Source organism: Glaciibacter sp. 2TAF33 (genome assembly GCF_052114945.1).
Taxonomy (GTDB): domain Bacteria; phylum Actinomycetota; class Actinomycetes; order Actinomycetales; family Microbacteriaceae; genus Cryobacterium.
This window is the reverse complement of sequence record NZ_JBFRFS010000007.1, coordinates 175,668-190,352: the sequence shown is the minus strand read 5'-3', so window position 1 is coordinate 190,352 and position 14,685 is coordinate 175,668. Positions and strand designations below refer to the sequence as shown.

The window sequence follows — 14,685 nt, the reverse complement described above, 5'->3', positions numbered from 1 at the left end:
CGCGCTCGAGCCCGTCGATGGCCTTTCGATGGGCGCCGGGGCCGGAGTACGATGACCCCATGTCCGGTCGCTTCGTCGCACGTACACTGTCCGTCGCCGCATTGGGTGCGCTCCTCATCGCCTTCGGGACACCCTCAGCCCTCGCCGCACCCCAGGCACCGCCCGGTCACGTCGAGGATGTGATCACGCTGCCCGACGGGTTCCAGCCCGAGGGGATCGCGATCGGCCCTCGCGCCAGGGGATATGTCGGCTCACTCGTCGACGGCGACGTCTACGTCTTCGATGTGCGCACCGGCCAGGGAATCACGACCCTTCAGGGTCCCGGCACGCAGTCAGTCGGCCTGAAGATCGACAACCGGGGTCGGCTGTTCATCGCGGGCGGGAGTGCCGGTGAGGCGCGGGCCGTGGATGCGGCCACCGGCGACGTCCTTCGGAACTACACCCTCACCACCGCGCCGTCGTTCGTGAACGACGTCGTCCTGACTCACGACGCCGCGTGGTTCACCGACAGCTCGCAGGCGCAGCTCTACAAGCTCCCCCTCGGACCGGGCGGCGCGCTTCCGGAGCCGGACGCGGTGAAGGTCGTCCCGCTGTCTGGCGACTGGGTGCAGCAGCCGGGCTTCAACGCCAACGGCATCGCCGAGACTCCGAACCACCAGGCGCTCCTCGTGATCCAGTCGTCCACCGGCATCCTGTTCCGTGTCGATCCCGAAACCGGCGTTGCGACGGCCGTCGACCTGGGCGGTGCCGTGCTCACGAACGGCGACGGACTGCTCGTCGTCGGACGCACGCTGTACGTCGCACAGAATCTGTCGAACACGGTCGCCGTCATCCACCTCAACGCAGCAGGCACCGGCGGTCAACTCGTCGACCGGCTGACCGACCCCGACTTCCAGGTGCCGACGACGATCGCGCGGTTCGGCAACGGGCTCTACCTGCCGAACGCGCGCTTCGACACTCCCCCGACGCCCGACACCATGTACTCGGTGGTGCGCATCGATCGCTGACGGCAGTTGGACATTGAAACGGAATGCCACGACGTTCCGCAGCCAGCCGGGGCCCCACAGGAGGTTTCAGATGGCACACAAGCGAAGCCCAGTGCCAGCGGGGTTGCCCAGTGTGCACGACCGAGATCCCTCACGTGTGTTCTGGATGGAGCTGTTCTTCGACCTGATCTTTGTTGCGCTCGTGGGACAGATCGCCCACGGACTCCACACACATCCCAGCATCGCAGCGCTCGGCATCTTCTTCGCCCTGTTCGCGTCCATCTGGTGGTCGTGGGTGAACCTCACGTTCGCGGTGAATATCATGCCCGAGCTGACTCGCCGGCAACTCACCGTCATTATGCTGTCCGCCATGTTCGCCGTCGGGGCCATCGCTGTCGCGGCACCCGAAGCTACAGACAATCGGGCCTGGCTCTTTGCTGCCGGCAACGTCCTGCTGCGACTCGTCTTGCTCGTGCTCTGGATCTGGCAACGGTGGAACCGGACCGCAAGTCGCTGGCGCATCCTCGTCTACAACGGCGCGACAGCCGTACTGTGGTTTGCGTCGGTTTTCGTCCCGGCACCAACCAACTTCGTCATCTGGGCGATCGCCATCGTGCTCGAGGTCACAATGCTGATCTCGAGCATGGCAAGTTGGGCAGGAGACGTTGTCCAACGCATCAACGTGGAACACCTCACGGAGCGGTTCGGGCTGCTCGTCATCATCGTGCTGGGCGAGTCGGTGCTGTCGACGGTCTCTGCGCTCAACGAGGATTGGACGTGGGAATCGGGCCTGACCGCCGTGTTCGGGCTGGTCATCGCCTCGCTCCTCGCCTGGACGTTCTTCATGTATAGCGCGAATGCCATGCAACAGGGGCTGGAGAAGCTTCAGCGAGCCGGGGACTCCGGTGGGATCCGAGACACCGTCGGATTCCTGCCCTTCCTCCTGGTGGCGGGGGTGACTGTGATCTCGGGCGCTCTCGCGGTGGCGATCGCTCACCCCGATGAACCACTGCCCGTTGCCTCGTCGCTGTCCCTCGGTGGCGGCATTTCGCTGTTCTACCTGACCAACGCACTCATTGCCCTTCGGTTCGGCCGGGCATCCCGGCGCGCGTACGCGTGGGCCGGCCCTGCCGTCGGGCTCGGCGTTGTTCTGGCTGGGGTGGGCGTGGTCTGGGACGCAACGGCAACGGTGATCGGCGCGGCAATCATCCTGTCGATCATCGTCACCGTCACGGAGATCCCGACTCGCCTGGAACGTCTGCGAGCGGACTAGACAACTGCGAGCATTCAACGCAGGCCGTCGGGAGCCCTATACGTTGAAACGGAATTCCAACACGCCGCCGTTCCATCTGACGAAGTGGTCTGGGTGAAATGCGAGGACCTCCGTGGAGCTCAAACGAGCCTGAGCAGCCACGTCGTCGCGGAGGTCCCCGCCTACTTCTGTCGTCTTGTGCAGCTGAGGCGACTGCACCATCCCCCGCTACATCTCGAGAGGTTCAGTTCCTCATCCCTAGTCGATCGGCTTTCCGATTGCGTCGATGTCCTGATCTGCTTCAGCGATCGTCGCGCGCTCCTTTACGAGATCAAGGTTGCGGCAGAGCAGCCAGTAGATCACGCCGCCGACCGGGATCCCGATGAAGAAGGCGAGGTCCACTCCGCCGAGCGCGGTGAAGATGGACCCCTCGAACACTCCAGGAATGGACATGAATGGCAACATCGCGATGACGGCTGCAACGTAGGAGACGATGCCCCGCCAGCTCCACAAGCCGTACATGCCATCTCGCCGGAACATCTCGGTCACCGAGTAGTGGCCGCGACGCACGAAGAAGAAGTCCGTGAGGTTGACCGCGGTCCACGGCCCCATGAGGTACGCGAGCACGATCAGCACGGTGTACAGGTTGTTGTAGAGGAAGTCGGTCGGCACGAGCGCGGCAGCCACCGCACCGGTCAGACCGACTATCAAGATCGTGATGACCCGGATGCGACGCGTGGGGCGAACAGGACGGATGCTGTCGAGCGCGGTGATGAGCGTGAGCGAGCCACCGTAGACGCACATCGCCATGAGGCCGATGAGGCCGAGTCCGCCGAAGATGAGCACGAGCTCACCGAGCCCGGGGAAGACCAGCTTGCCCGTCTCCACGAGGCTCACGGCGAAGCCCGTCGCGTCGCCTTCGAGACGCTCGCTCAGCCCGGGTGTGCGCTCAAGCAGCAAGGGCATCAGCGACGCTGCAACCGCTCCGATCGCCATGAACGAGAAGAGCCCTAAGAACAGCCCACCGGACGTTGTTGCGACAATCGTGCTTCGCTTCGTGTTGGCCGGCATGTAGCGCGAGTAGTCCGAGACGAAGAACGCCCAGGTGAGCTGGTAGGCGGCGGCCGCAGTGACCACGGCCAGGAATGGGCCAACCTGGAAGGTTCCTGCCAGGTTGAAGAACTCGCCCGGGACCTGACCCAATGCGCCGAGGCCGATCACGTAGACAAGAATCACGACGATGAGGCCGTAGCTGATGTAACGCTGCGCAGCGTGCAACCAGTGGTAGCCGAAGATCGCGAGCACGAGAGCGACCAGGCAGACGATGATCGCCCATGGCGCTGCTCCGCCCCAGCCCATCCCTTCAGCGGTCACGCCGATCAAGTTGCCGCCGAGCACGACGTAGCCCCAGTACACGGCGATGGCCATGGCCCAGATGAATAGCGCACCGAAACGTCCGAACTGCGGACGGGACTGCACCATCTGCGGGAGGCCCAGGTGGGGTCCCTGGGTGGCGTGCGCCGACACCGGGATGGTGCCAAGAATCGTGCCCAGCGCCAGGCCGATGAGCGTCCAGGCCAGGTTGAGTCCGAGTGCGATACCGATTGCACCAGTTGCGATGGTGAGCAACTGGGCGCTCCCGGCGAACCAGACCGTCGACTGGTCAAACATCCGGCCTTTTCGTTCTCGAAGTGGAACGTAGTCGATGGATCGGGTCTCGACCCGACCAAGGAGGCCGGTTTCTTCTCGCGTGGTGGTCGTCATTGCAGATCTCCGTGGGTAGGCCAGTTGGGAGGATGGATCGGGCTGGTGCGGGCGCGTCGCCGGCGATCGCACAGTGCCTGTGCTGACATCGTTGTCTCTCGCGTCTCCATTGCCGCGTCTGCGAACAGGCCGCGTGCGCGGTCCTGACGCTCACGGTGGCATCGGGGGTGGAGAAGGGGAACTGTTCTCTCATCCGAATCACCGGGTGCACCTTGTCCAGGAGTATGAGGCCCTTGACTGCCGCGAATCCTGCGCTCGGCTTATTCAGAAGTACGTCAAAGGGGGTGGCTTAGTACCAGTCCACAATTCTGGAACCGCGAGCGGCTCCCTACCGTGGCATGGGAGTCCGCTGGCGCCAGTGGAGAGTGAGGGAGTCAAGACGATGATGTCACCAGTCGGAGCACCGAGTTCACGCACCTCGAGGGGTGTGATCGAAAACTTCGCTAGGGTTTCTGATTGCTTTGTTGGACCGGATGGTTTGGGCCCGGCTTCGGGTGCGAGGCGGCAGGATGTCGCGGATCCCGCCACCGCTGAACTGCTCGGCAGCTTCACGGAGCCGACCACTGAGCAGGTGGAGGGGGCCGTGGCGGGAGCGAACGCCTCACAGAAGACTTGGTATGCGGTGAGCGCCTTGGGACGCGCCGAACTTCTGCACGAGCTCGCCCACGAGATGCGCCTGCAGAGGGCGAGGATCGCCGAGATGATGACCCTGGAAACCGGCAAGCCGTTCAAGGAATGTGCCGACGAGCTCGGTTGGTCTGCGTCGGCCGTCGACTACTACGCCGAGCTCGGTCGCCACTCGATCGGAAGCATCCACGGCACCTCTGTCGCGGGACAAACGCATTACACGATGAAGGAGCCCATGGGCACCGTCGTCATCGTGCTCCCAGCCAACTTTCCCGCCCTCCTTCTGGTGTGGTCGGCGGCCGCAGCCCTCGCTGCAGGCAACTCGGTGATCGTCAAGCCGTCCGAAAACGCGACACTCACCACTCTCGCCTTCGTCGAACTGTTCGGCTCTCTCGGCTCAGGACTCGTGCAATGCCTCCCCGGCGGCGCCGACGTCGCCAAGCAGCTAGTCGGGCATCCGGACACGCACATGGTCGCCTTCACCGGAAGTGTGCCCACCGGGCGGGCCGTTGCCCGCACCTGCGCAGATTCCTTCAAGCCGCATCTGATCGAGGCATCCGGAAGCGATTCCTTCATCGTCATGCCCTCGGCGCCCGTCCAGGTGGCCGCCCGTGGTGCGGCCTTCGCCGCATTCCTCAACTGCGGCCAGGTGTGTACCTCGGCCGAGAAGATTCTGGTTCATGAAGACGTCTACGACGAGTTCATGGCGGCTCTCGTTCGCGAAGTCGAACGGCTGCGGATCGGGCACGGTCTCGACAAGGTCGACATCGGGCCGATGGAGAACGGGCGCGAACGTGAGCGGGTCGAGGGCCTCCTGGCGCGTGCCCTGGAGCAGGGTGCCCGGCTGGTGACGGGGGGCTCCCGCCCCGACCTGCCCGAGCACCTCGCAGATGGCTTCTTCTTTCAGCCGACCATCATCGATAACTGCACTGACGGCATGGAGCTGTACACGCAGGAGGTGTTCGGCCCGATCGCCCCGGTGTACAAGGTGGCAAGTTTCGATGAGGCGGTGCGGCTGACCAACAATTCGCCATTCGGTCTGGGCGCCACCCTGTATTCGACCGACATCCTCGAGATCGATCGCGCCCAGCGCGAAATCGTCACCGGCATGGTGTGGGTGAATGCCCCGCTCCTCGACAACGACGCGGGGCCATTCGGCGGCCGCAAATTGTCGGGGATCGGCAGGCAGCTCGGCGCGGAAGGCCTGGACACCTTCCGGCACGCCAAGCTGGTGATGATCGATCCCGCGGTGTCGGTGCAGGACTTCTGGTGGTTCCCATACCCTGACCACGAGGCCTGGTCGGCCGAAACCGACTGATCGTTGGTGGCCACTCGCACTTGCCTCAGCTCGCGCGGGTGGCCTCCCAGGCCTGATACGCGATCCAGAGCGCGGAAAGGTCAGATGACCGCGAGAGTTGGAGCCCCGTCTCTTCCTCGATGCGACGCAACCGGTAGGAGAGCGTTTGCCTGTGGATGCCGAGTTCGTCGGCCGTCTCCTGCCAGCGCCTGTCGTTGCGCAGGTACGCGAAGAGGGTTTCGCGCAGCTTGACGGTGGGTGCCTCATCCCGAGCGAGGGGCCCGAGCACGCCCGCGACGATCTCCGAGGCTTCGCGCAGCGATCGAGCCAACACCGAAATCGTCGTCCCTTCGAAGTCGCTCCACGCACGGTCGCTGCGCCTGCTGGCCTCGAAGACCTTGGTCGCCTCCTGGCTCGCCATGTGAACGTCCGCGTAGTTGGTGAAGATGGAGGATGCGCCGACATGTATCCCGAGGAACGTAACCAGTTCTCGTATCGCGGGAAGGACGGCGACGGGCACCATCGCCAGGTGGTTGGTGCGGTCGGCGCCGACGATCACGGGAAGCGTGCGTATCGCGACCGCGCGGGCGACTCGCGCATCCGGCTCGGCGAAGGCGAGCACCTGAAAACCGTTCGATGGCAGGTGCGGGTAAACCACCGCATCAAGCTCTGGCGAAACGGTGCCGTTGAGCAAGCCGAGCATGATGTTTTCGCCGAGCTCGACTCGGCGCTCGGCCGACCTCAGAACGCCGTCGACGGCAACCTCGAGCACCTTCCTGAGGTGCACCAGAATGAAACCGTCGAGTTCTTCGCCCGGATGTTCTGTGATGGTGAGGTCGGCCAGCCGATCGCCTCGCAACGGGTAGCGTCGAGACTCCTTTGCCGCGGTGGAAGGTTGTGGGAGTCGCGCCTCGAGTACCGGCAGGCCGGTGTGCCGATCCTCCACCTTGATGCCCACACGGAGGAATTCGGCGAGGTCACGCAGAAGTGTTTCCGGGTCGTGCCCAGACTCGGCGGCCAAGTGGTACAGCTTGCTGAGTTTGAGCACCTGAAGGGTCTGCGACGAGGTGTTCGCTGCGGCGACGTGGCGGGCGACGATCGCGTAGGGCGTCTGGGCGCCGGCGAGAATGACGGGGAACCCGCGGCGGTCGGCCTCTGCGAGCATCGCGTCACTCAACTCAGGCGCTGTCTCGTGATCGCCGATCACAATGCCGGCCAGACCTGCGTCGTCGAGGCGCCCAAGGAACGCGGTCTGCTCGCTCGCCTTCCTGGGCACGCACAGGCCCACTGTCATGAGCAGCTCGTCTGGTCCGAGCCATCGGGCTGGGTCGGCCATCTCGCAACTGTGCGCCCACAAGACCTCGCGATGGAGGCCGTCCGACCCGGCCAGCATCCGCAAGTCAAGGCTTTCAGTCGAGACGACGTCGTTGACCGTTAAGACCGTGTTCGCTCCGCTCATGAGCGCAGTGTAGTGCTCGCGACGACCGGTTTCAGACTTCGGGACAAAAGCGGATGGCCGTGGTGGGTTCGGGTGCTCACGCAGCTGAGTCCTATGCCTGGATGATCGACAACGACAGTTCATACAACAGCACTAATGCTGCGGGTGGCTCCGCTTCATAACCTCGATTCAGACCGAGAGTGGCTCCGACGGCGGAGCGGTGAGGACGTGAGTCGATGACGGGGAACACCCTCGCCACCAGCTTCAGCAACGGGAGCGTCTCATACTGGGTGGCCAGTGAAGGTCGGCCGCCGGCCCGTTCGCCCCTGCCCGGTGACATCGAGGCGGACGTCGCGATCGTCGGCGGCGGTCTCACCGGATTGTGGACCGCTTACTATCTCGCCGAGGCGGAGCCGGAACTCGAGATCGCGATCATCGAGAAGGAGTTCGCCGGGTTCGGCGCATCCGGCCGAAATGGTGGCTGGATGAGCGCAAAACCGGCAGGGATGTCCCGACAATACGCTAAGCGCGAAGGGACGGAGGGGGTGATCGCGTTGCAGCACGAAATGTTCGCTGCGGTCGACGAGTCTGTGCGAGTCGCCCGTGCGGAAGGCTTCGGCCAAGACGTTGTGCAGGATGGTCTGCTCCATGTTGCCACCAACAGGGCGCAACTCAGTCGAATGCGCACTTCGCTGGCGGCGCTACGCGACACGGGCTGGGATGGCGACCACCTTCTCGAGCTCACCCCGGCTGAGTTCGCGGATCGAATTCGGGTGGAGGGCGCGCTGGGAGGGTACTGGACCCGCCACTGTGCCCGCGTGCATCCGGCCAAGTATGTGTTTGGACTGGCTGCCGCGGTCGAACGCCGCGGTGTCACCATCTACGAGAACACCGCAGCCATCTCCATTGCTCCCCACACCGTGCGGACGAACCGAGGCACGGTGCGTGCAAAGCACATCGTTCAGGCTCTCGAGGGATACACCGGCAGTCTGCAGGGCCAGCGCCGACGCCTGCTGCCCATGAACAGCAGCATGGTGATCACCGAACCGCTCACGACCGACGAACAGGCGAGCATCGGATGGGAGGGCGCAGAACTGCTTGGGGACGTCGCGCACAGCTTCGCCTACCTGCAGCGCACGGCCGACGGCCGCATTGCGCTCGGCGGTCGAGGCGTGCCATACAATTTCAGTTCGAGCTTCGACCCTGACGGTCGCACGGCTGAGAAGGCGCTCAAGCAACTGGGCGAAAGGTTGCGCGAGCTCTTCCCCGGACTGTCGCAGACCCGGCTGCAGCACAGCTGGTCTGGTGTGCTCGGGGTGCCACGCGACTGGTCGGCGGCGGTTACCTTCGATGCTGCGAGCGGGATCGCGGTTGCGGGCGGATACGTGGGGCACGGATTGACCGGAACGAACCTCGCTGCACGCACCGTCCGTGACCTCCTGCTCGGCGAGCAGACCACGCTCACGCGGCTGCCCTGGGTCGGTCATCGGTCACAGAACTGGGAGCTCGAGCCGATCCGCTGGATTGGGGCTGCCTCGCTGTACGCTGCCTACCGTTTCGCGGATCGACGGGAGTACCGCAGCGGATCCGCGAGCACGCATCCGGCGGCACGCTTCGCGGACCTCCTTAGCGGCCGGGCCGGCTGAATGGATACGAAGCCGTCAACCCTGGTGAATCCGGAACCAATACGAGCGACCTCATCGCAATCGAGCAGCTGAGACCACGTGGCCCCAACCTCGGTGAAGACCTGTTGCCGGAACGGCCTCTGTATTCCGCCGGCCGAACGGCGGTAGCGGTAGTAGCGGTGGCCCGGTGAAACACGTGCTCGTGACGTCCGTGGCCTTGGAGGCCAAGGCCTCTTCGAAGTCTGCCGCCGCGTCACGGGCCTCGGGCGCTACCCCCCGTCGGCTCGACGCAGTCGCGACCCGACGACCACGAAGAAGGCGCCAAGCCCGGCAGCGAAGGCGCTGACTCCGTACGCAAGTACCGAGGTCATCAGGGAGGTGCGCAGCGATGCCGCGGTCGACAGTGCCGAGCTCTGGTTGCGCAGTTCGCGCGCCTCGTCGCTGCTTCCGTCGACACCACGCAGCGCATCACTGATATCCGCGAAGGTACGTCCGCCCGCGCCGCGCTCGGCGTTGCTCTTGATGACGAGCGCCTCGACGTAGGCAGTCACCGGGCCTTGAACCGGCTTGCCCGCGAGAATCGGTGCATTGCCGGGCACCGTGATCTTCTCGTCGCGTAACTGCTTCGTCACGGTGTACCAGGCACCTGCACCCGCAGCGATGAACAGCGTGCCAGCGACGATGGTGAGCCCCCCGACACTGCGGAGAGCGGAGATGGTGGCAGGAGATGTCATCGTTGATCCTTAGTTGTTGAAGCGGAACTGGACCACGTTCCGTAGCCGACCAAGCTCTTGTCGGAACGGCTCCGCAGCGGAGGTGGTCAAAGGGTTGTGCGCCCTTCGCCGAGGCTACCGCCTGAGTCATGCATCAATCTTCAACGTGTACTGATCTGGATGTTGCTGGTGGGATACCGATTTCCTCCACGTCATGGGTGCCGCAGCGCGTCTTTGTTGCGGTGGCGTGCTCGATGCGGCTCACGCGAAACCAGCGCATTTCGTCGCGCAGCTGGCACCAACCAACAAGATGCCAGTGGCCGTTCGTTGAGGCGAAGATTACTGGTTCGACGTCCCTGGTGGTCTTCTTGCCATCCTGTGCGGTGTAGCGCATGCGAACCACTTGTTGCTCAGACAGCGCTTCCTCAAGGGCCGATCTGACCGCCCGTGTTCCAGGCTGATCCGTGTTGACCCAGATGCGGCGTGCTAGTTCATCGACCTTTACTCGGGTCCGAGGATCAAGTACGTCCACGATCTTCCTGATGGCGACCGAGGCAAGATCAGCGTAGGGCGCATCAGGGGCAGCTGAAACCGCTGCGAGAAGAGCCACCGCCTGAGCGGGGGTCAGGCTCACAGGTGGGAGGTTAGCTTGGGAAGTCAGACCATATCCACCGCGAGGTCCCGGACGGGACCAGATCGGAGCCCCACTGTTTTCAAGCGCATCAATATCTCTCTTTATCGTGCGCACAGACACGCCAAACTCGTTGGCCAAACGGTCCGCCGTGCATCCACGAGACCCGCTGCGTCGCAGCATCTCCGACAATGCGTGGAGCCGCTCCACTCGTTTCATCTCTCCCACCGATCACGGAACCATGCCATAAATAGTGCCATACCGCTGTTCGAGAGGCGCGCGAGGATTGTGGCATGACAACAGACACGAGCAACCTGACGATGGTTCTGATTCCCGGCCACTGGCTGGGAGCATGGGCATGGGACGAAGTCCTGGAGCACCTAACGTCCTTGGGCCACAGGGCGATCCCGCTGACCCTGCCCGGCCTCGACGAAACAGATACCGACCGGGTGACCAGGACGCTGGACGACCAGGTGGCGGCAATCGAACAGGCCGCCACCGGCAGCTCAGGGCCAGTGGTGATCGTGGCACATAGCGGAGCCAACGCTCCGGCGAGTCTTGTGCTCGATCGGCACCCCGAGCTGGTCAGCCGTGTGATCTGGGTTGACAGCGGCCCAGCAACGTCCGGGGTCGCCTTTGCCCCCGACTTCCCAGAGGATATGGAGGAACTTTCGCTGCCACCCTTCGAGATACTCGGGGAGCAGGCCAGCATCGAGGGCCTGAGCGCCAACGTACTTGAGCGGTTCCGGGAACGCGCAGTGTCCGAGCCCGGAACTGTCCTTCGTCAGATTGTGCAACTCACAAATGATGCACGCTTCGACGTACCCACCACCTTCGTTTGTTGCTCAATCCCGAGTTCGCAGGTAATGGAACTGGTCAGGGCCGGTCATCCCATGTTCGCCGAGGTTGCCAATCTTAAGAGCGTTGACTACGTCGACCTTCCCACGGGCCACTGGCCCATGTGGAGTCGCCCATCCGACCTCGCTCACATACTTGCATCGGCATCCTCAAACAACTGATACAGCACGGATCTCCTTGGCTTCTTAGCAGCCGAACGGGTGGCAAAATGCGATGGGCCGCTGAGAACACGTGTTCTTAGCGGCCCATTATAAGTCCCAAGGGTCAGGAACTAGACATTGAATCTAAATTCAACGACGTCGCCGTCCTGCATCACGTAGTCCTTGCCCTCGATGCGAGCCTTGCCGTGGGCGCGGGCCTCCGCGATCGAACCGGTCGCGACCAGGTCGTCGAAGGAGATCACCTCGGCTTTGATGAAGCCCTTCTGGAAGTCCGTGTGAATCACGCCGGCAGCCTGTGGCGCGGTCCAGCCCTTGTGGATGGTCCAGGCGCGGGTCTCTTTCGGGCCGGCGGTCAGGTAGGTCTGGAGCCCGAGGGTGGAGAAGCCGATGTGGGCAAGCTGGTCCAGGCCGCTCTCCTCCTGGCCGGTCGACGCGAGCATCTCAGCGGCGTCCTCGGCGTCGAGCTCGATCAGCTCCGACTCGAGCTTCGCATCGAGGAACACCGCGTTCGCCGGGGCAACGAGGTCGGCGAGGGTCTTCAATTTCGCGGCGTCCTGCAAGACGGCCTCGTCGACGTTGAACACGTAGATGAATGGCTTCGCGGTGAGCAAGCCGAGTTCGTGGATCGGTTCCAGGTCGATGTTCGAGGCCGAGAGCGGCTTTCCGGAGTCGAGGAATGCCTGCGCCGCCTTCGCGGTGACGAGCACGGCGGGGTCGAGTTTGCGTGCCTTGATCTCCTTCTCGTAGCGCGCCTCGGCCTTCTCCAGCGTCTGAAGGTCGGCGAGGATGAGCTCGGTGTTGATGGTCTCCATGTCGCCGGCCGGGTTCACCGCGCCCTCGACGTGCACAACGTCGGGGTCGTCGAATCCGCGGATGACCTGCGCGATCGCATCCGCTTCACGGATGTTGGCGAGGAACTTGTTGCCGAGCCCCTCCCCCTCGCTGGCGCCGCGCACAATGCCGGCGATGTCGACGAACGAGACCGGGGCGGGCAGGACCCGTTCGCTGCCGAAGATGCCGGCCAGCACCTGCAGACGCGGGTCCGGCAGGTTCACCACGCCGACGTTCGGCTCGATCGTGGCGAACGGGTAGTTCGCCGCGAGAACCTGGTTCTTGGTGAGAGCGTTGAAGAGGGTGGACTTGCCGACATTGGGCAGTCCGACGATTGCAATAGTGAGAGCCACGATATTCAAGCGTACCGGCTCGCGCCCGGCGATCCTGAGCGGCAGTGTCCGAGGGCCGTGAGAGCATGAAAATGTGCCACTGAATTTCACCGCCATCGACTTCGAGACCGCCAATTCCTCCAGCGCCTCGGCCTGCTCCGTCGGGATGGTCAAGGTGCGGGACGGCCGCGTCGTGGACAGGGCGGCCTGGTTCATCCGGCCGCCGGCCGGCCACGACGAGTTCATGGAGTGGAACATCCGCATCCACGGCATCAGGCCGACGGATGTCGCCGGCGCCGCCACCTGGGACCGGCAACTCCCCGACCTGGTCGCGTTCGCCGGCGGCGACCACCTGGTTGCCCACAATGCCGGGTTCGACCTCGGCGTGATCAAGGCCGCGTCGATTGCGACCGGCCTCACGGTGCCCGACTTCAACTACGTGTGCAGCCTGCAGGTGGCCCGGCGCACCTACCACCTGGATTCCTACCGGCTGCCGGTGGCGGCCATGGCGGCGGGGTTCGAGGACTTCGCCCACCACGATGCACTCGCCGACTCGGAGGCGTGCGCGGCCATCATGATCCACGCGGCGGCCCGGCACGAGGTCGAGACACTCGAGCAGCTCGCCCATGTCACCCGGGTGAAGGTCGGTGCGATCGGGCCGGTGGCCACGCAGGCGCTGGCGTCGACGCACGGTCCGATGGCGCTGAGCTGACCCGCCCGGCCCTGCCATGTGCCTGCCGGGCGGACTGCCATGCGCCTGACGGTGCCTGCCGGGCGGCTCGGTCGTTGACGACTCCGCCGTTGACGGGACGACTCGGCCGTTGACGACTCAGCCGTTGACGGCGCGCGGGCCCGGCTCGAGTTCGGCGACGAATTCGAACGCCACCAGTTCCCGGGGTGTCTCCTCGACGCCCAACAGCGGGGCAAGCACCTTGGATTCGTCAAGGGCGTTCAGCTTCCGCGCGGTTGGCAGCACCTGGCGCTCCATCGACCCGACGAATCCGTTGTAGTCCTTCACGGTCCGTTCGATCGACCGGCCCAGCTTCTCAATGTGCGTCGCCGTGGTGGCCAGGCGCGAATAGAGTTCCTTGCTCAGGTCGAACAGCACCTTCGCATCCTCGGTGAGAACGTCTTGCTGCCAGCTGAACGCCACGGTCTTCAACACCGACCACAGGGTCACCGGAGAGGACAGCGCGACCCGGCGCGAGAAGGCGAACTCCATGATCGACGGGTCGGCCTCCATCGCCGATGACACCAGCGATTCGCTCGGGATGAATGCGATCACCATCTCCGGGGACGCATCGAGTCCCTGCCAGTAGGCCTTGCTGCCGAGGGCGGAGATGTGGTCGCGCACCGCTTTGACGTGCGCCTTCATGAACGCCTCGCGCTGTGCACCCTCGGCGCCGGTCGCGGTCACCGGGATCCGGCTCGCCTCGAGGTAGGCGGTGAACGGGACCTTCGCGTCGACGGCGATGTTCTTGCCGCCCGGCAGGTGCACCACCATATCGGGACGGCCGGCGCCCGCGTCCGAGGAGATGCTGGACTGCACCTCGAAGTCCACCCGTTCGATCAGCCCGGCCGCCTCCACCACGCTGCGCAGCTGGGTCTCGCCCCACACCCCGCGGGTGCTGTTCGCCCGAAGGGCCGAAGCCAGCGACTCCGCTGTGCTGCGCAGGCGCTCTTCCGACTCGGTTGCGCTTCGCAACTGCTGGCTGAGTTCACCGTGCTGGAGGCTGCGCTGGGATTCGAGCTCGGTGACTTTCTGCTGCATCTCCTGCAGGCTCTCCTTCACCGGGGCAAGCGCCTGGAGCAGCTTGCTCTCCTGCTTCTCCCGCTCGAACCGCAGCTCCTCGTCAGCCCGCTGCCGGTCGACCAGTTCCCGGTACTGCCGTCCGGCGTCGACGACCTGGGATCGCAGTCCGTCGGCGGTCGCCTGCACGGCGGCGAGTTCTTCGCGGAGCAGGGCATGCACTTCAACGTCCCGGGCGCGGGCGGCGGCCAGGTCGAGCTGGTGCCTGGCCTCGACCACCGGGTCGGCCCCGGTGGCCACGGTAGCGCGCCGGCGCTGGCCGAGGACCGCGGCGGCGAGCGCGCCCAGCGTCGCACCGATGACGAGGCCGATGACGAGTGCGAGTGGATCCATGCCTTCAGTGTGACAGCGGCCACCGAC

12 protein-coding genes are annotated in these 14,685 nt (G+C 64.7%); 6 read left to right on the top strand and 6 right to left on the bottom strand.

Features of this window, described 5'->3' with window-relative positions:
• The first annotated feature begins 59 nt into the window (after positions 1–59).
• Both AB4Y94_RS09080 and AB4Y94_RS09075 read left to right on the top strand, forming a co-directional pair.
• Entirely contained in the window at positions 60–1,007 is a 948-nt protein-coding gene (locus AB4Y94_RS09080) for an SMP-30/gluconolactonase/LRE family protein (RefSeq protein WP_441727405.1), read from the top strand.
• A gap of 145 nt (positions 1,008–1,152) precedes the next feature.
• Complete coding sequence (locus AB4Y94_RS09075; RefSeq protein WP_441727459.1) at positions 1,153–2,259, top strand: low temperature requirement protein A; 1,107 nt, start codon at positions 1,153–1,155, stop codon at positions 2,257–2,259.
• A 237-nt stretch (positions 2,260–2,496) separates the two neighbouring features.
• Here the strand turns inward: AB4Y94_RS09075 and AB4Y94_RS09070 are convergent, their stop codons facing one another.
• Positions 2,497–4,002, bottom strand: coding sequence for a purine-cytosine permease family protein (locus tag AB4Y94_RS09070; protein WP_441727404.1), 1,506 nt, complete (start codon positions 4,000–4,002; stop codon positions 2,497–2,499).
• A gap of 382 nt (positions 4,003–4,384) precedes the next feature.
• On the opposite strand from AB4Y94_RS09070, the gene AB4Y94_RS09065 reads away from it, so the two are divergent.
• On the top strand, positions 4,385–5,947 hold the full coding sequence (locus AB4Y94_RS09065; RefSeq protein WP_441727403.1) for an aldehyde dehydrogenase family protein: 1,563 nt from the start codon (positions 4,385–4,387) through the stop codon (positions 5,945–5,947).
• A 25-nt stretch (positions 5,948–5,972) separates the two neighbouring features.
• Here AB4Y94_RS09065 and AB4Y94_RS09060 read toward each other — a convergent pair whose 3' ends face one another.
• Positions 5,973–7,385, bottom strand: coding sequence for a PucR family transcriptional regulator (locus AB4Y94_RS09060; protein WP_441727402.1), 1,413 nt, complete (start codon positions 7,383–7,385; stop codon positions 5,973–5,975).
• A gap of 215 nt (positions 7,386–7,600) precedes the next feature.
• On the opposite strand from AB4Y94_RS09060, the gene AB4Y94_RS09055 reads away from it, so the two are divergent.
• Positions 7,601–9,010 (top strand): NAD(P)/FAD-dependent oxidoreductase, encoded by a 1,410-nt coding sequence (locus tag AB4Y94_RS09055; RefSeq protein ID WP_441727401.1) that lies wholly within the window; start codon positions 7,601–7,603, stop codon positions 9,008–9,010.
• 248 nt (positions 9,011–9,258) lie between these two features.
• Here AB4Y94_RS09055 and AB4Y94_RS09050 read toward each other — a convergent pair whose 3' ends face one another.
• Both AB4Y94_RS09050 and AB4Y94_RS09045 read right to left on the bottom strand, forming a co-directional pair.
• Positions 9,259–9,723 (bottom strand): aromatic ring-opening dioxygenase LigA, encoded by a 465-nt coding sequence (locus AB4Y94_RS09050; RefSeq protein WP_441727400.1) that lies wholly within the window; start codon positions 9,721–9,723, stop codon positions 9,259–9,261.
• A gap of 133 nt (positions 9,724–9,856) precedes the next feature.
• A complete protein-coding gene (locus AB4Y94_RS09045; RefSeq protein WP_441727399.1) occupies positions 9,857–10,552 on the bottom strand; it encodes a helix-turn-helix transcriptional regulator in 696 nt (231 codons plus the stop codon).
• 74 nt (positions 10,553–10,626) lie between these two features.
• Here AB4Y94_RS09045 and AB4Y94_RS09040 point away from each other — a divergent pair, with 74 nt between their 5' ends.
• Complete coding sequence (locus AB4Y94_RS09040; RefSeq protein ID WP_441727398.1) at positions 10,627–11,352, top strand: alpha/beta fold hydrolase; 726 nt, start codon at positions 10,627–10,629, stop codon at positions 11,350–11,352.
• 110 nt (positions 11,353–11,462) lie between these two features.
• Here AB4Y94_RS09040 and ychF read toward each other — a convergent pair whose 3' ends face one another.
• Positions 11,463–12,536 (bottom strand): redox-regulated ATPase YchF, encoded by a 1,074-nt coding sequence (ychF, locus tag AB4Y94_RS09035; RefSeq protein ID WP_441727397.1) that lies wholly within the window; start codon positions 12,534–12,536, stop codon positions 11,463–11,465.
• Positions 12,537–12,609: 73 nt separating this feature from the next.
• On the opposite strand from ychF, the gene AB4Y94_RS09030 reads away from it, so the two are divergent.
• Positions 12,610–13,227 (top strand): exonuclease domain-containing protein, encoded by a 618-nt coding sequence (locus tag AB4Y94_RS09030; protein WP_441727396.1) that lies wholly within the window; start codon positions 12,610–12,612, stop codon positions 13,225–13,227.
• Between the two features lie 117 nt (positions 13,228–13,344).
• Here AB4Y94_RS09030 and rmuC read toward each other — a convergent pair whose 3' ends face one another.
• Positions 13,345–14,658: a DNA recombination protein RmuC gene (rmuC, locus tag AB4Y94_RS09025; protein WP_441727395.1), complete on the bottom strand. Its 1,314-nt coding sequence runs from the start codon at positions 14,656–14,658 to the stop codon at positions 13,345–13,347.
• Positions 14,659–14,685 lie beyond the last annotated feature (27 nt).

Coding starts and splice junctions, on each gene's coding strand:
- AB4Y94_RS09075 (WP_441727459.1), top strand. CDS start 1,153: ATGGAGCTGTTCTTCGACCTGATCTTTGTTGCGCTCGTGGGACAGATC.
- AB4Y94_RS09040 (WP_441727398.1), top strand. CDS start 10,627: ATGACAACAGACACGAGCAACCTGACGATGGTTCTGATTCCCGGCCAC.
- AB4Y94_RS09080 (WP_441727405.1), top strand. CDS start 60: ATGTCCGGTCGCTTCGTCGCACGTACACTGTCCGTCGCCGCATTGGGT.
- AB4Y94_RS09060 (WP_441727402.1), bottom strand. CDS start 7,385: ATGAGCGGAGCGAACACGGTCTTAACGGTCAACGACGTCGTCTCGACT.
- AB4Y94_RS09070 (WP_441727404.1), bottom strand. CDS start 4,002: ATGACGACCACCACGCGAGAAGAAACCGGCCTCCTTGGTCGGGTCGAG.
- AB4Y94_RS09045 (WP_441727399.1), bottom strand. CDS start 10,552: ATGAAACGAGTGGAGCGGCTCCACGCATTGTCGGAGATGCTGCGACGC.
- AB4Y94_RS09065 (WP_441727403.1), top strand. CDS start 4,385: ATGATGTCACCAGTCGGAGCACCGAGTTCACGCACCTCGAGGGGTGTG.
- rmuC (WP_441727395.1), bottom strand. CDS start 14,658: ATGGATCCACTCGCACTCGTCATCGGCCTCGTCATCGGTGCGACGCTG.
- AB4Y94_RS09050 (WP_441727400.1), bottom strand. CDS start 9,723: ATGACATCTCCTGCCACCATCTCCGCTCTCCGCAGTGTCGGGGGGCTC.
- AB4Y94_RS09055 (WP_441727401.1), top strand. CDS start 7,601: ATGACGGGGAACACCCTCGCCACCAGCTTCAGCAACGGGAGCGTCTCA.